General features: G+C 73.2%; 15 protein-coding genes. 9 read left to right on the forward strand and 6 right to left on the reverse strand.

The genetic code is table 11. The features are described 5' to 3' along the window. The first annotated feature begins 240 nt into the window (after nucleotides 1-240). A protein-coding gene (locus tag IG74_RS50230; RefSeq protein ID WP_107059137.1) for an IS5 family transposase occupies nucleotides 241-1,091 on the forward strand; the annotation gives its coding sequence in 2 pieces (ribosomal slippage) (nucleotides 241-600 and nucleotides 603-1,091; 849 coding nt in all). A 5-nt stretch (nucleotides 1,092-1,096) separates the two neighbouring features. Here IG74_RS50230 and IG74_RS0140965 read toward each other — a convergent pair. Together IG74_RS0140965 and IG74_RS0140970 are read right to left on the reverse strand one after the other, a co-directional pair. Next, the gene (locus tag IG74_RS0140965; protein ID WP_030688054.1) at nucleotides 1,097-2,362 is read right to left on the reverse strand and encodes an MFS transporter; all 1,266 of its coding nucleotides are present in this window, start codon (nucleotides 2,360-2,362) and stop codon (nucleotides 1,097-1,099) included. Between the two features lie 169 nt (nucleotides 2,363-2,531). After that, nucleotides 2,532-3,143: a hypothetical protein gene (locus tag IG74_RS0140970; RefSeq protein WP_030688056.1), complete on the reverse strand. Its 612-nt coding sequence runs from the start codon at nucleotides 3,141-3,143 to the stop codon at nucleotides 2,532-2,534. Between the two features lie 80 nt (nucleotides 3,144-3,223). On the opposite strand from IG74_RS0140970, the gene IG74_RS0140975 reads away from it, so the two are divergent. From IG74_RS0140975 to IG74_RS0140985, 3 genes are read left to right on the forward strand one after another with little or no spacing between them, the layout of a single operon-like run. After that, nucleotides 3,224-4,309, forward strand: coding sequence for a sialidase family protein (locus IG74_RS0140975; protein WP_030688059.1), 1,086 nt, complete (start codon nucleotides 3,224-3,226; stop codon nucleotides 4,307-4,309). A 36-nt stretch (nucleotides 4,310-4,345) separates the two neighbouring features. Then, nucleotides 4,346-5,050 (forward strand): NADPH-dependent F420 reductase, encoded by a 705-nt coding sequence (gene npdG, locus IG74_RS0140980; RefSeq protein WP_030688062.1) that lies wholly within the window; start codon nucleotides 4,346-4,348, stop codon nucleotides 5,048-5,050. Between the two features lie 23 nt (nucleotides 5,051-5,073). Next, on the forward strand, nucleotides 5,074-5,334 hold the full coding sequence (locus IG74_RS0140985; RefSeq protein WP_078869504.1) for a hypothetical protein: 261 nt from the start codon (nucleotides 5,074-5,076) through the stop codon (nucleotides 5,332-5,334). Here IG74_RS0140985 and IG74_RS0140990 read toward each other — a convergent pair. Beyond that, a complete protein-coding gene (locus IG74_RS0140990; RefSeq protein WP_030688066.1) occupies nucleotides 5,324-6,118 on the reverse strand; it encodes a site-2 protease family protein in 795 nt (264 codons plus the stop codon). The two genes, IG74_RS0140985 and IG74_RS0140990, sit on opposite strands and share 11 nt — an antisense overlap. Before the next feature lie 187 nt (nucleotides 6,119-6,305). Between IG74_RS0140990 and IG74_RS0140995 the strand changes: the two genes are divergently transcribed. Continuing rightward, entirely contained in the window at nucleotides 6,306-9,659 is a 3,354-nt protein-coding gene (locus IG74_RS0140995) for an AfsR/SARP family transcriptional regulator (RefSeq protein ID WP_030688067.1), read from the forward strand. A 28-nt stretch (nucleotides 9,660-9,687) separates the two neighbouring features. On the opposite strand, the gene IG74_RS0141000 is transcribed toward IG74_RS0140995, so the two are convergent. From IG74_RS0141000 to panB, 3 genes are all read right to left on the reverse strand, one after another. Further along, nucleotides 9,688-10,542 (reverse strand): ABC transporter permease, encoded by an 855-nt coding sequence (locus IG74_RS0141000; protein ID WP_030688069.1) that lies wholly within the window; start codon nucleotides 10,540-10,542, stop codon nucleotides 9,688-9,690. Then, entirely contained in the window at nucleotides 10,539-11,576 is a 1,038-nt protein-coding gene (locus tag IG74_RS0141005) for an ATP-binding cassette domain-containing protein (RefSeq protein ID WP_030688072.1), read from the reverse strand. The genes IG74_RS0141000 and IG74_RS0141005 overlap by 4 nt, the downstream gene beginning before the upstream one ends. A gap of 193 nt (nucleotides 11,577-11,769) precedes the next feature. Further along, on the reverse strand, nucleotides 11,770-12,651 hold the full coding sequence (gene panB / locus IG74_RS0141010) for a 3-methyl-2-oxobutanoate hydroxymethyltransferase (RefSeq protein WP_030688074.1): 882 nt from the start codon (nucleotides 12,649-12,651) through the stop codon (nucleotides 11,770-11,772). A gap of 220 nt (nucleotides 12,652-12,871) precedes the next feature. Here panB and IG74_RS0141015 point away from each other — a divergent pair, with 220 nt between their 5' ends. From IG74_RS0141015 to IG74_RS0141030, 4 genes are all read left to right on the forward strand, one after another. Next, complete coding sequence (locus tag IG74_RS0141015; protein WP_030688076.1) at nucleotides 12,872-14,476, forward strand: MFS transporter; 1,605 nt, start codon at nucleotides 12,872-12,874, stop codon at nucleotides 14,474-14,476. A gap of 166 nt (nucleotides 14,477-14,642) precedes the next feature. Next, on the forward strand, nucleotides 14,643-15,284 hold the full coding sequence (locus IG74_RS0141020; RefSeq protein ID WP_078869505.1) for a TetR/AcrR family transcriptional regulator: 642 nt from the start codon (nucleotides 14,643-14,645) through the stop codon (nucleotides 15,282-15,284). A gap of 240 nt (nucleotides 15,285-15,524) precedes the next feature. Continuing rightward, complete coding sequence (locus IG74_RS0141025; protein WP_030688082.1) at nucleotides 15,525-16,547, forward strand: endonuclease/exonuclease/phosphatase family protein; 1,023 nt, start codon at nucleotides 15,525-15,527, stop codon at nucleotides 16,545-16,547. Nucleotides 16,548-16,683: 136 nt separating this feature from the next. Continuing rightward, complete coding sequence (locus IG74_RS0141030; protein WP_030688086.1) at nucleotides 16,684-17,901, forward strand: MFS transporter; 1,218 nt, start codon at nucleotides 16,684-16,686, stop codon at nucleotides 17,899-17,901. Nucleotides 17,902-18,259: the final 358 nt, after the last annotated feature.

Raw genomic sequence — 18,259 nt, forward strand, 5'->3', positions numbered from 1 at the left:
GGGTGGGACCATCCCGGCGGCGTGTGACCGGGCCTGTCGCGGGGTGCTTGCGGCCGGTGCCCCCATGGACTCCTGCCCTGGATGGGGGCGGGTGGGTGGGGGTGCCCCCGGGCGGGGTGCCCCGGGGCGAGGCGCCCCGGGTGGGGTGGCCCGGGCTTGGGTGTTGGGGGGCCGGTGGAGTCGGGGCCCCGCCGTCGAGGCTAAGAACTCCTAACGCAACGCGGGTAGCCGTGTCTTTCGATGGGGTGTGTCGGTTGCTCTGGTGTGAGTGGTAGGAACCCTCAACCCTGGCTGGTTGACGATGAGTTGTGGTGGAGAATCGAGCCGTTGTTGCCGACGGCGCCACCCGGACACCGGCGCCCCGGCCGCAAGAGGGCGCTGGAGGACCGCAAGGTGCTGTGCGGGATCCTGTTCGTCCTCTACACCGGCATCCAGTGGGAATGGCTGCCCCAGGAGCTCGGGTTCGGCTCCGGGATGACCTGCTGGCGCCGTCTGCGGGACTGGAACAACGCCGGGGTGTGGCAGCGGCTGCACGAGATGCTGCTGGACGAGTTGCGGGCCACCGGCCGTCTGGACCTGTCACGGGCGGTGATCGACAGCTCCCACGTTCGGGCACTCAAGGGCGGCCCAAAACCGGACGGAGCCCAGTCGACCGCGGCCGACCGGGCTCCAAGCACCACGTGATCTGCGATGCCACCGGCATCCCCCTGGCTGTGACCCTGACCGGCGGCAACCGCAACGACGTCACCCAGCTCATGCCGCTGCTGGCGGCGATCCCGCGCATCCGGGGCAGACGCGGCCGGCCCCGCCAGCGGCCGAAGGAGGTCTACGCCGACCGCGGCTACGATCACGACTGCTACCGCCGCCAGGTCTGGGCGAAGGGCATCAAGCCCGTCATCGCCCGCCGCGGCACCGCCCACGGCTCCGGCCTGGGAACCAGACGGTGGGTCATCGAGCAGACGATCGCGTTACTGCACTGGTTCGGCCGCCTGCGCATCCGCTGGGAGACCCGTGACGACATCCACGAAGCATTCCTCAAACTCGCCTGCTCACTGATCTGCTGGCGACGCCTACGAACCACGTTGCGTTAGGAGTTCTAAGCGGCAGCGGCCTCGCGGCGACGGGTGGCGTCCTCGTCCGTGGCCGAGTCGTACGAGAGCAGCGACGGCAGCACCGCGCACAGCGCGGCCACCGCGCCCACGCAGACGAGCCCGCCGGACCAGATGGCGGGCCGGGTCCCCGTCCACCCGGCCGCCGCCCCCGCCCGGACCTGCCCGAGCTGCGGCCCGACGCTGTAGGACAGGACCTCGATCCCGGCGAGCCGCCCCCGCAGCTCGTCGGGGATGGTCTGGTTCCAGATGGTGCTGCGGGCCAGGCCGCTGAGCATGTCGCCCGCCCCGGCGACGGCGAGGGCGACGAGGACCAGCCAGACGTTGGACAGCAGCCCCGCCGCGGTGATGGCGAGCCCCCACCCGGCCGCCCCGCACACCACGAGCACCCCGTGCCGCCGTACCCGCGAGGTCCAGCCGCTGGTGAGGCTGAGCAGCAGCGATCCGACGGCCCCCGCGGCGTACATCAGGCCGAGCGACCACTCCGCGTCCAGGTCGTCCGCGAGGAACGGGAAGATCGTGTTGGGGAAGGCGAACACCATGGCCGCCCCGTCGATGGCGTAGGTGCCGAGGAGCACAGGGCGCGACCACGCGTACCGTGCCCCCTCCGCGAGCCCCCGAAGGGACGGCTTCTGCGCGCCGTGCGCGGCGGGCGCGGGCGAGAGCCGGGTGCACAGCAGCACGGAGACGGCGAAGCCGACGACCGTGACGGCGTACGCGCTGGCGTGCCCGGCGTAGGCCACGACGACGCCCGCGAGGGCGGGCCCGGCGATGGCGCCGACGTTCCAGCGCAGCGAGTTGAGCGCGGCGGCGGCCGTGAGCTGGTCGTGCGGCACGATCCGGGCGAGCAGCGAGTCGAGCGCGGGGCGCTGGAGTCCGGCGAGCCCGGAGACCCCGGCCGCCACCAGGTACAGGGGCCACAGGAGCGGCTGCGGCAGCAGGGCGTTGACGAACAGGACGAGGGCCAGCAGTCCGAGCGCGGCCTCCGTCAGGAGGATCACCTTGCGCCGGTCCACCGCGTCGGCGAGCGCCCCGCCGTACAGACCGCAGACGATCAGCGGGATCAGCTCGACCGCGCCCATCGCGCCGACCGCGAGCGGCGAGTCGGTGAGGTCCTTGATCTGGAGCGGCAGGGCGATCAGCGCCATGAAACTGCCGAAGTAGGTGACCAGGCCCTGGACCCAGAGGAGCCGGAAGTCCCGGCTGGAGCGCCAGGGGGAGAGGTCGGGCAGTATCGCGGCGATTCGTTTCACAAGGGGACATGCTCAGCGGCACGGATGCCGTCGTGCAAACGATTTCTCGAACACCAGTCGCCCCCGGCCCGTCAGTCACCCCTGGCCCGTCAGTCGTCCCCGGCCCGCCGGTCCCCCCGGCCCCTGACCCGTCAGCCGCCCTCCGAGGCCGCCCGTCGGCCCGGAGCCCTCACCACCGCGTCGGCGGCGGCGCCGTCAGCTGGTCCGCGAGGCGCGAGAGGCGGTCGCGCACGCGGCGGCGTCCCCGTGGCGCGGGCAGGCTGTTCTCGCCCGTCGCCGCGCTCACCAGGTGCTGCACCGTGTCGAGGTCGAGGTCGCCGTCGCGCGGCACGGTGAGCGCCTCGTGGGCGAGCGCCCCGAGCTCGTCCGCGGCGCCGGTGTCCGGGCCGAGCGCGAAGACCGTCGCGCCCGCGCGCCGCGCGCCGTGGACGCGGGACAGCAGCCCCGGCGCGGGCGTGCCGGGCGCGACCACGAGCAGCGTCTCGCCGCGCCGGGCGGCCTCGACGCGGCCGAGCCCCACCGACAGGTGCGCGGGCGCCCCTGCCCGCGGCCGGTGGCGCACGAGCGTGGGCGTCAGCTCGGGCGTGCCGGACCAGGCGGCCTCGTCGGTGAGGTGCGCGGCCAGGTGCCACGGCTCGTACTCGCGCGTGCCCACCAGGAGCAGGCCCCCGCCGTGCGGCTCCACGCTGGCGCGCAGCGCCCCCGCGAAGCGGCGCGTGGCGCCCGGCCATTCGGTGCCGTTCAGAACTTCGCGCAACAGCGCGACCCGTACCGCGTCCATAGAGGCGCATACTGCCTCAACAAGTCATTCGTACAGCCGGAGTTCACTCCGAATTCCCCCGAGGTGGGGAAGGGGCGGGGATGGCAGTGGAGACAGTTGAGGTGTCCGTCCCGTTCCGGGCGGGCCGCGAAGGGTACGCCAGCTTCCGCATCCCGGCGGTCGTCGTCACGCACGACGGCTCCGTCCTGGCCTTCTGCGAGGGCCGCGTCGGGTCGCAGGAGGACTTCGGGAACATCGACGTCGTCCTGAAGCGGTCCACCGACGGCGGCCGCACCTGGGGACCGCTCCAGGTCGTCGGCGCCAACGGCACCGACCTCGCGGGGAATCCGGCCCCCGTGGTCCTCGACACCGGACGGATCCTGCTCGTCCAGGTCAGGAACGCGGCCGAGGCCACCGAGGACGCCATCAGGCGCGGCCGGGTCGCTCCGGCGGACGGCCGCAGGGTCTGGGTGCAGCACAGCGACGACGACGGGCTCACCTGGTCGGTGCCCCGGGAGATCACCAAGCAGGTGAAGCGGGCGAACTGGCGCTGGTACGCGACCACGCCGGGCCACGCGATCCAGCTCCGCGACGGCCGGATCGTCGTCCCCGCCAACCACTCGCTGCCGCCCACCGGCACGGACAACGGCACCGAGGGCCGCTACAACGGCGGGCACTGCCTGCTGAGCGACAACCTCGGCCAGACCTGGCGCATCGGCTACGTCGACGACAACACCAACGGCTACGTCAACGTCAACGAGACCACCGCCGCCGAACTCCCCGACGGCCGCGTCTACTTCAACACCCGCAACGACTCGCCTGCCCCCGGCAACCGCGCCGACGCCCACTCCCGCGACGGCGGCGCCGGCCTCGTCAAGCCGTTCCGGCCGCAGTCCTGTCTGACCGGCCCCGTCGTCGAGTGCAGCGTGCTCCAGGTGCGCGACCCGGACGTGCTGCTCTTCTCCGGCCCCGCCGACCCCGGCTTCCGCGCGCAGATGAGCATCCGCAGGAGCGACGACCACGGCACCACCTGGCAGCCCGTGCACACCGTCGACGGGCTGCCCGCCGCGTACTCCGACCTCGTACGCGTCGACGAGGACACCATCGGACTCCTGTACGAGACCGGGGACTTCAGCGCGTACGAGACGATCACCTTCCGGAGGGTGCCGCTCCACCGGCTCACCTGACCGCGGCCGCCGCGCGCGCGGACGTAGGGTCTGACCATGACTTCCACGGAAAGTGTGCAGAAGGCGCCCGCCAAGGACCCCTGGGACCTGCCCGACGTGTCCGGGCTCGTCGTCGGGGTCCTCGGCGGCACCGGTGACCAGGGGCGCGGCCTCGCCTACCGGCTCGCCCGCGCCGGGCAGAAGGTGATCATCGGCTCCCGCGCGGCCGAGCGCGCCGAGGCCGCGGCCGCCGAGCTCGGCCTGGGCGTCGAGGGCGCGGACAACGCCGAGTGCGCGCGGCGCAGCGACATCGTGATCGTCGCCGTGCCGTGGGACGGCCACGCCAAGACCCTCGAAGCGCTGCGCGAGCCGCTCGCGGGCAAGCTCGTCGTCGACTGCGTGAACCCGCTCGGCTTCGACAAGAAGGGCGCCTACGCCCTCAAGCCCGAGGAGGGCAGCGCCGCCGAGCAGGCCGCCGCGCTGCTCCCCGACTCCCGGGTGACGGCCGCCTTCCACCACCTGTCGGCCGTCCTGCTCCAGGACGAGTCGATCGAGGAGATCGACACCGATGTGATGGTGCTCGGCGAGAGCCGCGCCGACACGGACCAGGTGCAGGCGCTCGCCGCCCGCATCCCCGGCATGCGGGGCGTCTTCGCCGGGCGACTGCGGGGCGCCCACCAGGTGGAGTCCCTGGTCGCCAACCTGATCTCCGTCAACCGGCGCTACAAGGCGCACGCGGGGCTCCGGCTCACCGACGTCTAGGCCCGTGCCCCGGCGGGCGGGGCATGGGGGACACTGGTGCGGTACGTCCGTCCGGAATGCCGCGTTGCTGTGATCAGGAGCCGAACCCCATGCCCCGCCTAGCGCTGTACACCCTCGTCGTCTGCGTCCTGGCCGTCGCCGCCGCGGTGGTCTCCTTCGTCCAGGGCAGCTTCCTGGGCATCGTGTGGGTGTTGCTCGCCGGCCTGTCGTCCAACATGACCTGGTACTACTACCGGCGCGCCAAGCTCGAGCGCGCGGCGAGGACCGCCGCCGCTAGCCAGTGATCTCCGGGATGTCCGGGGTGCCCTGCCAGAAGCGGTAGAGCCGCTGGCCCCAGTAGGTGTCCCACTCCTCGACGCCGAGGCCGCGCAGGATCGCGTCCACCGCGTCGAAGAACGCGTGGTTGACCTCCGGGATCCACAGGACGCCGAACACCGCGAGCAGGCCGAACGGCGCGAACGGCTCCACCTGGCGGCGCACCGAGTACGACAGCCACGGCTCGATGACGCCGTACCCGTCCAGGCCGGGGATCGGCAGGAAGTTCAGGATCGCCGCCGTCACCTGGAGCAGCGCCAGGAACGCCAGGGCGTACCGGAAGGTGTCCGGGACGCCGTCGAGCGCGTCCAGCCAGAACGGGGCCGTGCACACGATCGCGAACAGCACGTTCGTCAGCGGGCCCGCCGCCGAGATCAGGCTGTGCCGCCAGCGGCCCCGGATCCGCCCCCGCTCGATGAACACGGCACCGCCGGGCAGGCCGATGCCGCCCATGATCACGAAGAGCACCGGCAGCACGATGCTGAGCAGCGCGTGCGTGTACTTCAGCGGGTTCAGGGTCAGATAGCCCTTCGCCCCGACGGAGATGTCGCCGCCGTGCAGGGCGGTGCGCGCGTGCGCGTACTCGTGCAGGCACAGCGACACCACCCAGGCCGCCGTCACGAACAGGAAGACGGCGAAGCCGGGGTTGTCCGCGAAGCCGGTCCAGGCCGCCCAGCCGCTCACCGCGGTGACGGCGGCGATGCCGAGGAAGACGGGGCTGACCCGGCGGTCGCCGTGGGAGTGGCCGGTCATGGTGCGGGGCTCCTGGGGTTCGTGCGGTCGCCGTACGCCCGGGGCGGGCGTGCGGCAGGCGTGGCCTGGCGCGGCGTGCCCGACCGTACAGCAGGAGTACGTGAACGTCCGGCGACGGCGGGGAGGTTCCGCGGGCCCCGCGGAGCCCGGAAACCGGGCCCGGAGCGCCAACGGCGACAATGGGGGCGTGCGATATCGCGTTCTAGGCGTCACCCGGGCCCTGCGCCCCGACGGCACCCTCGCCGCCGTCGGTGGTGCCCGACTGCGTGCCCTGCTCGCGGCGCTCGCGCTGCGGCCGGGGCGGACCGTCCCGGTGGCCGTCCTGGTCCAGGAGGTGTGGGGCGGGGACAGCCCGGCCGACGCGGCCGGCGCGCTGCAGGCCCTGGTGGGCCGGTTGCGCCGGGCGCTCGGCGCGGCGGCCGTCGCCTCGGTGGACGGCGGCTACCAGCTGCGCGCGGCACCGGACGACGTGGACGCGCACCGCTTCGAGCGCCTGGTCGGCGAGGGCACGCGCGCCCTCGCCGACGGCGACCCGGCCAAGGCGGCCGTCGTCCTCGACGACGCGCTCGCGCTCTGGCACGGGGACGCCTTCGCCGACCTGCCGGACCACGCCGCGGAGGCGTCCCGCTGGGCGGCCCGGCGCCTGGAGGCCCGGCGCGCCCGCCTCGCGGCGGCCGTCGCCCTCGGCCGGGCCGAAGGGGCGCTGCCGGAGATCACCGCCCTGTGCGACACGCATCCGCTGGACGAGCCGCTCCAGGCGCTGCGCCTGCGCGCCCTGCGCGCCGCGGGCCGCGGCGCGGAGGCCCTCGCCGGGTACGACGACGTCCGCCGCGTCCTCGCGGACCGCCTCGGCACCGACCCGGGGCCCGAACTGCGCGCCCTGCACGAGGAGTTGCTGCGCCCCGCCGCGGGCGACGCGGGGCCCGCCGCCCACGGCCCGGACGAACCCCCGGGCGGGCGCCGGGAGGCCGCGAAGGGCACCGGGCGGGCGCCGGGGGCGGCCGCCCCCGGCAACCTCCGCGCCCGGCTCACCTCCTTCGTCGGGCGCGCCGCCGACATCGAGGCCATCCGGGAGGACCTCCGCCGCGCGCGGCTCGTCACCCTGGTCGGTCCCGGCGGGGCCGGGAAGACCCGGCTCTCCCAGGAGGCCGCCGAGGAGATCGACGCGCCGGACGGCGTGTGGCTCGCCGAACTCGCGCCCGTGGACGACCCGGAGGGCGTGCCGGAGGCCGTGCTCACCGCGCTCGGCGCCCGCCAGACCGTGCTGCGCGGCGCGGGCGCGGAGGAGCTGCGCGCGGCGGCGGAGCGGCTCGGCGACGACCCGGTCCGCAGACTCACCGAGTACTGCGCGCCGCGCCGGATGCTGCTCATCCTCGACAACTGCGAGCACGTGATCGACGCCGCCGCCCACCTCGCGGACCGGCTCCTCGCGGCCTGCCCCGGCCTGACCGTCCTCGCCACCAGCCGCGAACCCCTCGGCGTGCCCGGCGAGGCGCTGCGCCCCGTCGGCCCGCTGCCGGAGCCCTTCGCGCTGCGCCTGCTCGCCGACCGGGGACAGGCCGCGCGCCCGGGCTTCAGGGTGACGGACGACCCGGAGGCCGCCGCCGAGATCTGCGCGCGGCTCGACGGGCTCCCGCTGGCCATCGAACTGGCGGCGGCCCGCCTGCGGATGCTCACCCCGCGCCAGATCGCCGACCGCCTCGACGACCGCTTCCGGCTCCTGACGAGCGGCGCCCGCACCGTGCTGCCGCGCCAGCAGACCCTGCGCGCCGTCGTCGACTGGTCCTGGGACCTCCTCGACCGCCCCGAGCGGGCCGTCCTGCGCCGCCTCGCGGTGTGCGCGGGCGGCTGCGACCTCGCCGCGGCGGAGGCGGTGTGCGCCGCCCCCGGGGCCGCGGACGTCGAGGTCGACCCGCGCGACGTGCCCGACCTGCTCGGCTCCCTCGTCGACAAGTCCCTGGTCGTGGCCGCTCCTTCGGCCCCGGGCGGCCAGATGCGCTACCGGCTCCTGGAGACCGTCTACGAGTACGCCGTCGAGCGGCTCGACGAGTCGGGGGAGCGGGCCGCCGCCGAGCGCGCGCACCTCACGCACTTCCGGGAGCTGGCCCGGCACACCGACCCCGAGCTGCGCGGGCACGGGCAGCGCGCGGCCATGTCGGTCCTGGAGAACGAGTACGAGAACCTGCGCACCGCGCTGCGCCGCGCCGTCGCCGCCCGCGACGAGCACGAGGCGCTGTGCCTGGTGCACGCCCTGGCGTGGTTCTGGCTGATGCGGGACCTGCGCGCCGAGGTCCGGCACTGGTCCCGCGAGGTGGCGGCCCTCGGGCCCGACCCGTTCGCGCCGCCGGTCACCCCGGCCGAGCCGCTGCACGGGCGCTGCACGGACACCCCGCCGCCGATGCGGCCCGAGGTGCTCCAGGAGGCCCGGCGCGGCGTGCACCTGATGCAGATGTCCTGCATGGACATGGACCCGGACACCTGGCAGACCCCGCGGGCCGAGGAGAAGCTGCGCGCCATCCGCGGGGCCTACCGGCCGGGCCTGCCGCAGACCTGCCGGAACCCGGGAAGCCTGTGGTTCTACGCCGTCCTGCTCGGCGGGGACGTCCACCGGGTCCGGGAGATCGTCGACAGGACCGTCACCGCGTGCCGCGACTTCGGCTTCACCTGGGAGCTGGCCGGAGCCCTGCAGTGGCGCGCCAACCTCCTCGCCAACCGCGTCGATTGGGCGGGCGACGCGCGGCGCGACGCCGACGAGGCCCTGGAGATCTTCACCGGGCTCGGCGACACCTGGGGCATGGCCGAGGCGCTGGCCTCGCGCGCCGAGGCCCACGAGCGGCGCGGCGCCTTCCCGCGCGCGGCCGAGGACTTCGCGGCCGCCATGGCGTACGCGGAGGAGCTGGGCGCCAAGGCCCAGGTGTCCCTGCTGACCGCCCGGCTCGGCGCGGTCCACGTCGAACTGGGCGAGACCGAGCGCGGCGAGCGGCTGCTGCGGCGCGTCGTGGACGACGGCGCGGGCCGCCTTGACGGGGCGCTGCCCGCCGCCCGCATCTTCCTCGTCGGGCTGCTCGGCATGAACGGCAGGGTCCGCGAGGCGCGGGACCAGCTGGCGCTGCTGCGCAAGGAGTTCAAGGCCATCGGCTTCGCCGTGTTCGACGCCACCGTGCTCGCCGTCGGCGCCTGGCTCGACACCATCGAGGGCCACTACGAGGGCGTGCTGGCGGGCGCCCGCTCGATCCTGGAGAAGGCCGCCGACCCGCTGTCGCAGATCGTGGCCCCGCAGCTGCTCGCCGTCCATCTGGGGACCGTGGCCCGCGCGCTGGCCGGCAGCGACCCGGGCCGTGCCGCGGCCGCCGCGCGCCTGATCGGGGTGGCCGACGGGCGCCTTCCGCCCGGTCATGTGCGGACCGTCTTCGAGCGGGAGATCCGCGAGGCCGCCGAGGACGCGGCCCGCGCCCTCCTCGGCGACGCGGCCTACGACGCCGCGTACGCCGAGGGCGACGGCCTCACCTGGGAGGAGGCCGTCGCCGCGGCGGGGCTGTGACGCCCTTGCCGGGCGCACGCCGCCGACGTCACGTCTTCGTACGGAACTTGTGGATCGCGATCGGGGCCATGACCGCCGTCAGGCCCACCGACCAGATCAGCGTCACCCAGATGTCGTGGGCCACCGGCAGGCCGCCGTTCATCAGGCCGCGCGCGGCGTCCGCGAGGGACGACAGCGGGTTGTAGTCCGTGAACGCCTGGAGCCAGCCCGGCATGGAGTCGGTCGGCGCGAAGATCGACGAGCCGAACTGCAGCGGCAGCAGCACCAGGAACCCCATTCCCTGAATGGCCTGGGCACTCTTCATCACGACGCCCATGGTGAGGAAGATCCACATCAGGCCTATCCCGAAGACCATGGCGAGGCCGACGGCCGCGAGCAGCCCGGGGACGCTCTCCACGGAGAAGCCGATGCACAGCGCGACGATGAACAGGATCGTCGTGGCGACCAGCATGCGCATGAGCTCGACCACGATCTTTGCGATCATGACCGAGGAGCGCGCGATCGGCAGCGACCGGAAGCGGTCCATCACACCGGTCTGGAAGTCCTGGTTGAAGCCGGTGCCCACGCCCATGGCCATGTTCATCCCCATCATGGCCATCAGGCCGGGGACCACGTACTGGATGTACTCCTCGCGGCCGCCGCCGAGCGCCTGGCCGACGGAGCCGCCGAAGACGTACACGAACAGGAGCGTGAAGACGATCGGCATCAGGACCGCGTCGAACATCGACTCGACGTCCTGCTTGATCCACAGCAGGTTGCGGCGCACCAGGGCGCCGGTGTGCCGCACGTGCGCGCGCGGGCCGATGCGGGTGTCGGCCCTGCTCGTGAGCGGGACGGCCTGCTCCGGGGGCGCGGGGGGCGCCTTGACTGCGGTCGTGCTCATGCGGCGACCTCCTCGTACTCGGTGGTCGCGGCGTCGTCCGTGAGACCGGCCTTGTGGCCGGTCAGGGACAGGAACACCTCGTCCAGGCTGGGCAGTTCGGTGGCTATGTCGGCGAGCGTGATGCCGCGCGCGCTGAGCACGCCGACGACCGCCGTGAGCTGTTCGTCGCTGAGGATCGGCACCAGGACCGTGCCGTCCTCGGTGTCCACGGTCGTGGTGGCGAGGCCGGTCAGGCCCGCCTCGTCGAGCGCGTGGGCCGTCGGGTGCAGCTGCGTCGGGTCGGCCGGGCGGATGCGCAGGGTGCGGCCGCCGACCTTCGCCTTCAGCTCGCCGATGCTGCCGCCCGCGACGACGCGGCCGCGGTCGATGACCGTGAGCTCGCTGGCGAGCTGCTCGGCCTCCTCCATGTACTGGGTGGTCAGGAGCACGGTCACGCCGTCCTCGCGGACCATGCGCCTGACCTCGTCCCAGACCTCGTTGCGCGTGCGCGGGTCGAGGCCCGTGGTGGGCTCGTCCAGATACAGCACGGCCGGGCTGCCGATCATCGACGCCGCGAGGTCGAGACGGCGCCGCATGCCGCCGGAGTACGTCCGCGCCGGGCGCTTGGCGGCCTCCGTGAGCGAGAAGCGCTCCAGGAGGGAGTCGGCCCGCGTGCGGGCCTCCTTGCGCGGCAGGTCGAGCAGGCGCCCGATCATGTACAGGTTGTCGTAGCCCGAGAGCTTCTCATCCACCGACGCGTACTGGCCGGTGAGGCCGATGACGCGGCGCAGCTGGCGCGGCTGGCGCAGCACGTCGTAGCCCGCGACGACGGCGCTGCCGGAGTCGGGGGTGATCAGGGTGGAGAGGCAGCGTACGAGCGTGGTCTTGCCGGCGCCGTTCGGCCCCAGGACGCCGAGGACGGTGCCCTCGCGGACGTCCAGGTCGACGCCGTCCAGCGCCTTGGTCTCGCCGTAGTGCTTGACCAGCCCCCGTACCGAGACGGCACTCGCTCCGCCGCTCGCTCCCCGTTGGGGGTTGTTCTCGATGCGTGTCATGCCCTACATGAGAGCAGCAGCCACCGACAACGCGCCGACAGATTTCCTACAGGCAGACGACAGCGGCACCGAAAGACCGCCGACGGACGGCGCCCGCCGGGGCCGGCAGCCCGCCGACGGGGGACGATCGGCGGGCTGCCGTAGTGCCACAGTGGCTCAAAAGGAACGCCGCCCCGGCGTCCCTGGCCGAGGGCTAGTGGACGGAGTGCTCCGCGGCCGGGAACGAGCCGCCGACGACGTCCTCGGCGAACGCCTTCGCCGCGTCGCCCAGCACGCCGCGCAGATCGGCGTACTGCTTCACGAACCGCGGCATCTTCCCGCCGGTGAGGCCCAGCATGTCGGTCCACACCAGGACCTGGGCGTCGCAGCCCGCGCCCGCGCCGATGCCGACGGTCGGGATGTGCAGCGAGCGCGTGACCTCGGCGGCGAGCTCGGCCGGTACGAGTTCGAGCACCACTGCGAAGGCGCCCGCGGCCTCGGCGGCCTTGGCGTCGCGCACCAGCTGGTGGGCGGCCTCCTCGCCGCGGCCCTGGACGCGGTAGCCCATGGTGTGCACGGACTGCGGGGTGAGGCCCAGATGGGACATGACCGGGATGCCGGACTGCACGAGCAGCTCGGTCTGGGCCAGGGAGCGCTCGCCGCCCTCCAGCTTGACCGCGCCGACGCCCGCCTCCTTGACCAGGCGCGTCGCGGACCGCAGGGCCTGGACCGGCCCCTCCTGGTACGAGCCGAACGGCAGGTCGGCGACGACCAGGGCGCGGCTCGTGCCCCGGACGACGGCCGCCGAGAGCATGGTGATCTCGTCGAGGGTGACGGGCACGGTGGTGTCGTACCCCAGGTGGCAGTTGCCCGCCGAGTCGCCGACGAGCATGACCGGGATCCCGGCCTCGTCGAAGACGGACGCGGTCATCGCGTCGTACGCGGTGAGCATGGGCCACTTCTCGCCGCGCTCCTTGGCGGCGGTGATGTCGCGGACCGTGATGCGGCGTGTGCCCTTGCCGCCGTACAGCGTCTTGCTGCTGTCGGACTTCTGCCCCTTCGGGGCAGGGCTCTGGGCAGCCGAAAGCTGCGTCATCGCAACGGCTCCTTCTGTCGTCTCGAGGCGCCCTGACGGCGTCCCCGGATCACGTCCATGGTGGCATCGCGTGCCGCTCGGGCGCTAGAGGGGTTCTTTTCAGACGTTTTGGAGGCGTATGGCGGACGACCGTGTTCCCCGGTGTCCTTCTGGGAAAGGCCTGGCAAAACCTTTCCAATACGAGACGGTCTCGTATCGAAAAGTGTCTAGGCTCGTCGGTATGACCACACCCGCCGTCCCCGGCACCCCCCGGATACCGGAGGCCGTCCACAAGCGCCGCTGGGCGATCCTCGGCGTCCTGATGCTCAGCCTGCTGATCGTCGTCCTGGACAACTCCATCCTGAACGTCGCGATCAAGACCATCTCCACGCCCGAACCCACCGGACTCGGCGCCACCCAGGGCGAGCTCGAGTGGGCCATCAACTCCTACACGCTCGTCTTCGCCGGTCTGCTCTTCACCGCGGGCCTGCTCGGCGACCGCTTCGGCCGCAAGAAGATGCTGCTCACCGGGCTCGCGGTGTTCGGCATCGGCTCCGCGCTCGCCGCGCAGTCCGGCTCGCCCTTCGAGCTCGTCGCGTTCCGCGGGGTGATGGGTCTCGGCGCCGCCTTCGTCATGCCCGCCACGCTCGCGATCCTCATGAACGTCTTCGAACGCGAGGAGCAGCCCAAGGCCATCGGCATCTGGGCGGCAGGCGTCGGGCTCGCCGTCGCCATCGGCCCCATCACCGGCGGAGTCCTGCTCGACCACTTCTGGTGGGGCTCGGTCTTCCTGATCAACGTGCCGATCGTGATCGTCGCGGTGATCCTGATGGTCGTCCTCGTACCGGACTCCAAGGACCCCAAGCCCGGCCGGATCGACCTGGTCGGCGTGGTCCTGTCCGTGATCGGCCTGGTGCTGCTCGTCTACGGCATCATCAAGGGCGGCCAGCTGGCCGACTTCACCGACCCGGCCGTGCTCGCGACCGTCCTCGCCGGGCTCGCGGTGCTCGTCGGCTTCGTCTGGTACGAGAAGCGCGCGGAGCACCCGTCCATCGACATCTCGTACTTCAAGAACCGCGTCTTCTCGGCAGCGATCACCGCGATCGCGCTCGTCTTCTTCGCGCTGATGGGCGTCACGTTCTTCTCGGTCTTCTACACGCAGAGCGTGCGCGGCTACACGCCGCTGCAGACCGGCCTGCTGATGCTGCCGCTCGCCGCCGCGCAGCTGATCTTCGCGCCGCGGGCGCGGCTCGTCGTCGACCGGTTCGGGGTGCGGGCCACCTGCGTGGGCGGGCTCTCCGTCATCGCCGTCACCCTCGCCGCGTTCACGATCTTCGACTCGGACACGCCGATCTGGGTCCTGGAGGTCGTCTTCTTCCTCATGGGCACCGGAATGGCCCACATCATGACGCCCACCAGCGTCGTCATCATGCAGGCCCTGCCGCGCGAGAAGGCGGGCTCCGCGTCCGCGCTCAGCAACACCTTCCGCCAGGTCGGCGGCGCGCTCGGCATCGCGGTGCTCGGGTCCGTCCTGTCCACGGCGTACCGGGGCGGCGTGGAGGAGGAGATGCGGCTCCTGCCCGAAGGGGTGCGGCACACGGCGGGCGAGTCCATCGAGGCGACCCTCGGCGCGGCGGCGCGGCTCGGGCCGCGCGGCGACGGCCTGGTCTCCGCCGCCAACGACTCCTTCCTGCACGCGATGCACGTCACCGCCCTGTGCGGCGCGGGCGTCGCCCTGGTGGGCGTCCTGGTGGTGGCCCTGTTCCTGCCGGGCAAGCCCCCGTCGAAGGCGGCCCCCGAGCCCGCGGAACCGACCGACCGCGAGCCGGTCTCCGCAGGCCGGTAGCACCGGCGCGGGACGGGTGGGCACAGCGAGCAACTCCCTCTGTGGGCAGCTGGTCCGCCAGGGGCGGAACGGGTGGGCACAGCCCCGGCGTCCAGCACCGTCAACACGGGCGAGGGGGCAGGGCCCACTGCACGGGGGTCACGCCTGACCGCGGGGCCGGGGGAAAATGGGCCAGCCGCCCCACCGCAGAGGAGTCGACACCGTGGAGCAGAGCCCCACCGGACGAGCCACCCGCGGCCGCCCCCGCAGCGAGGCCGTGGAGCGGTCGATCCTCGAAGGCGTCATCCGGCTCATCGAGGAGGGCACCCCTCTCGCCGAGCTGTCCATCGAGCGCATCGCCCGCACCGCGGGCGTCGGCAAGGCCACCATCTACCGCCGCTGGAGCGGCAAGGAAGAGATCTTCGTCGACGTCCTGCGCACCCTGGAGGCGCCGCCCGCCGTCCTGCCCGGCACCTCCATGCGCGACGACCTCGTCGTCCTCCTCGAACAGATCCGCCGCCGCGGTCTGAACCTGCGCGCGTCGGCGATCCTGCACAACGTGTTCGCGCAAATGAAGACCCTGCCCAAGCTCTGGGACGTCTACCACTCGACGGTCATCGAGCCGCAGCGCCGCCGCGCCCAGGACGTCCTGCGCCGGGGGCAGGAGAACGGCGAGCTGCGCGCGGACGTCGACATCGCGCTCGCCCACGAGCTGTTCGTCGGACCCATGCTGGTACGTACCGTCATGCGCTCCGACGCCCCTCTCGACGAGGACCTGTCGGAGCGCGTGGTCGACATGGTTCTCGACGGATTGCGGCCCTCCGAGTGAGCCCCTGAGGGGGCGCGGGATGTTAGCGTGTCGCCCCCCAAGTGGCCCCGAACTCGTGGGCAATATGCGCGTTTCGTCACAGAGCGCGGACCCTGGGGGCGCATCCGGAACCTGTCGTGCGCCCCCGCTCGTCCTCGGGTCCGTACGGCCGTCCGCGGACGGCAGGGACGACACCCGATCATCGCCTAGGGTTCAGGGGCGGGGGACGGTGTGCACGGCAGTCAGTGAGGCGACGAAAGTATGGCGCAGGCGTACAAGGCGGAGACGGACAGCGGCAGCTCGCGGCCCGAGCGCCAGGGCTCCCCGCTGCGGCGTTTCGTCGACGGTTGGCGAGGCGACCGCGACATCTGGCGGCGCGGCCTCGTCACGGCCGGATTCGCGGTCGTGATCGGTCTGGTCATGCTCGTGCACGCCCAGATCCCGAACGGCGTGGGCAACCTCGGCAGTCTCACCGAGACGTTCCTGCCGTGGCTCGGCCTCTTCATCCCGGTGCTCCTCGTCATCGCCGTGGTCCGCAAGTCCGCGACGGCCCTGATCGCCCTGCTGCTCCCGGTGATCGTCTGGCTGGACGCCTTCGGCGGCCTCGTCACCGACAAGTCGGGCAGCGGCGGCGACCTCACCGTGGCCACCCACAACGTCAACGCGGACAACCCCGACCCGGCCGCGACCGCCCGTGACGTCGCCGCCTCCGGCGCGGACGTCATCGCCCTGGAGGAGCTCACCTCCGCCGCGGTCCCCACGTACGAGAAGGCCCTGGCGGGCACGTACAAGTACCACTCGGTGCAGGGCACCGTCGGCCTGTGGAGCAAGTACCCGCTGACCGGCACCAAGCCCGTCGACATCAAGCTGGGCTGGACCCGCGCCATGCGGACGACCGTGGCCACCCCGAAGGGCGAGGTCGCGTTCTACGTCGCCCACCTGCCGTCGGTGCGGGTCAAGCTCGACGCCGGGTTCACCGCGGGGCAGCGCGACGCCAGCGCCGACGCGCTCGGCGAGGCCATCGCCCACGAGAAGATCAGCAAGGTCGTCCTGCTCGGCGACCTGAACGGCACGATGAACGACCGCGCCCTGAACGCCGTCACCTCCCAGCTGCGCTCCACGCAGGGCGCCGCGGGCGACGGCTTCGGCTTCAGCTGGCCCGCGTCGTTCCCGATGGCCCGCATCGACCAGATCATGGTCAAGGGCGTCGAGCCGGTGGCGTCCTGGACGCTGCCGAGGACGGACAGCGACCACCTGCCGGTGGCGGCGAGCGTCGACCTCTGACGGTCACGCGCCCGTAACCCCGTGGAACGCTCGGGCGGAATACTGGTGCGGACCTCTTTGTTCCGTACGTAAACTAAACGATTCCCCTGATCGACCTCCGCCCTCGTACGGGCTGTTCGGAAGGTAGTACGTCTCCATGCCCCTGGCCCTGCTCGCCCTCGCCGTGGGCGCCTTCGGCATCGGCACGACCGAGTTCGTGATGATGGGCCTGCTGCCCAACGTCGCCGACGACCTGCACATATCCATACCCACCGCCGGACACCTGGTGTCCGCGTACGCGCTCGGCGTCGTCATCGGCGCCCCGCTGCTCGCCGCCGTCACCGCGCGGCTGCCCCGCCGCCGCGTCCTGATCGGCCTCATGGTCCTCTTCGTCGTCGGCAACGCGCTGTCGGCCGCGGCCTCCGACTACCACCTGCTCCTCGCCGCCCGCTTCCTCAGCGGGCTGCCGCACGGGGCGTTCTTCGGCGTCGGCGCGGTCGTCGCCACCGGGCTCGTCGCGCCCGAGCGCAAGGCGCGGTCGGTGTCCCTGATGTTCCTCGGCCTCACCGTCGCCAACGTCGTCGGCGTGCCCATCGCCACCCTCATGGGGCAGCAGCTCGGCTGGCGCGCCACCTTCCTCGCCGTGAGCGCGATCGGCCTCGCCGCCATCGCCGCGCTCGCCCTGCTCGTCCCCGCCGACCACGGCCACGGCGAGACCGTGGGCCTGCGCGGCGAACTGCGGGCCCTCGGCTCGCTGCCCGTCTGGCTCGCGCTCGGTACGACCGTCGCGGGCTTCGGGGCGCTCTTCGCCGCGTACAGCTACGTCACGCCGATGCTCACCGACTCCGCGGGGTTCGCCGAGGCCAGCGTCACGCTGCTGCTCGCGCTCTTCGGCGTCGGCGCCACCGCGGGCAACCTGCTCGGCGGGCGGCTCGCCGACCACGCCCTGCGGGGCACCCTCTTCGGCGGCCTGGCCTCGCTGGCCCTCGTGCTCCTCCTCTTCCCCCTCTTCATGAAGGCCGAGTGGAGCGCGGCCGTCGGCGTGACCCTCCTCGGCATGGCCGCCTTCACGACCGGCTCGCCCCTCCAGCTGATGGTCATGGAGAAGGCGGCCGCGGCGCCCTCGCTCGCCTCCTCCGCCAACCAGGCCGCGTTCAACCTCGCGAACGCCGGCGGCGCGTGGATCGGCGGCCTCGCCCTCGCGGCGGGCTTCGGCGTCACGTCCCCCGCCCTGGCCGGCGCGGCCCTGGCGGTCCTCGGCCTCGGCGTGGCGGCGATCGCCTACGCCGAAGACCTCCGCCGCACCCCCGCGCCTTCCCCGGGCCGGGTCATCACCCCCACCCCGGACCCCACCCGAGAGCGGACCCACCACTAGGACCTGCCCCTTGGGCGGTACCTCGGCGCTGTGCCCACCCCTCCCCAAACTCTCGGCTCCCCTCGGGCAGGGGATGCCCCACTCGCCCTGCGGGACGATTGCCCACAACAGGCGACGACACCACCCGCGCCGTGGAGCCCCCCGGCCCACAGCCCCGGCGAGAAGCCCCACGCTGCGCGCGCCCGGGGTGGTCCCACCCACCTGCCCCCGCCCGGGACGGGTGCCACCCGCTCGGCGGCAGCGCGAAGCGTCGGGGCCCGGCCCGCGAAGCCGGGGAGTTCCGGGGGGGCGGGGGGGGCCCCCGCCGATCCCCGAGAACTCCATCAGCAAGCCGCCGAGCGCGGAGCTGCGCCCCGAC

Source organism: Streptomyces sp. NRRL B-1347 (genome assembly GCF_000720325.1).
Taxonomy (GTDB): Bacteria; Actinomycetota; Actinomycetes; order Streptomycetales; family Streptomycetaceae; genus Streptomyces.

Coding starts and splice junctions, on each gene's coding strand:
- IG74_RS0141005 (WP_030688072.1), bottom strand. CDS start 11,576: ATGACACGCATCGAGAACAACCCCCAACGGGGAGCGAGCGGCGGAGCG.
- IG74_RS0141015 (WP_030688076.1), top strand. CDS start 12,872: ATGACCACACCCGCCGTCCCCGGCACCCCCCGGATACCGGAGGCCGTC.
- IG74_RS0140985 (WP_078869504.1), top strand. CDS start 5,074: ATGGGGGACACTGGTGCGGTACGTCCGTCCGGAATGCCGCGTTGCTGT.
- panB (WP_030688074.1), bottom strand. CDS start 12,651: ATGACGCAGCTTTCGGCTGCCCAGAGCCCTGCCCCGAAGGGGCAGAAG.
- IG74_RS0141020 (WP_078869505.1), top strand. CDS start 14,643: ATGGGCCAGCCGCCCCACCGCAGAGGAGTCGACACCGTGGAGCAGAGC.
- IG74_RS0140975 (WP_030688059.1), top strand. CDS start 3,224: ATGGCAGTGGAGACAGTTGAGGTGTCCGTCCCGTTCCGGGCGGGCCGC.
- IG74_RS0140970 (WP_030688056.1), bottom strand. CDS start 3,143: ATGGACGCGGTACGGGTCGCGCTGTTGCGCGAAGTTCTGAACGGCACC.
- IG74_RS0141000 (WP_030688069.1), bottom strand. CDS start 10,542: ATGAGCACGACCGCAGTCAAGGCGCCCCCCGCGCCCCCGGAGCAGGCC.
- npdG (WP_030688062.1), top strand. CDS start 4,346: ATGACTTCCACGGAAAGTGTGCAGAAGGCGCCCGCCAAGGACCCCTGG.
- IG74_RS0141025 (WP_030688082.1), top strand. CDS start 15,525: ATGGCGCAGGCGTACAAGGCGGAGACGGACAGCGGCAGCTCGCGGCCC.
- IG74_RS0141030 (WP_030688086.1), top strand. CDS start 16,684: ATGCCCCTGGCCCTGCTCGCCCTCGCCGTGGGCGCCTTCGGCATCGGC.
- IG74_RS0140990 (WP_030688066.1), bottom strand. CDS start 6,118: ATGACCGGCCACTCCCACGGCGACCGCCGGGTCAGCCCCGTCTTCCTC.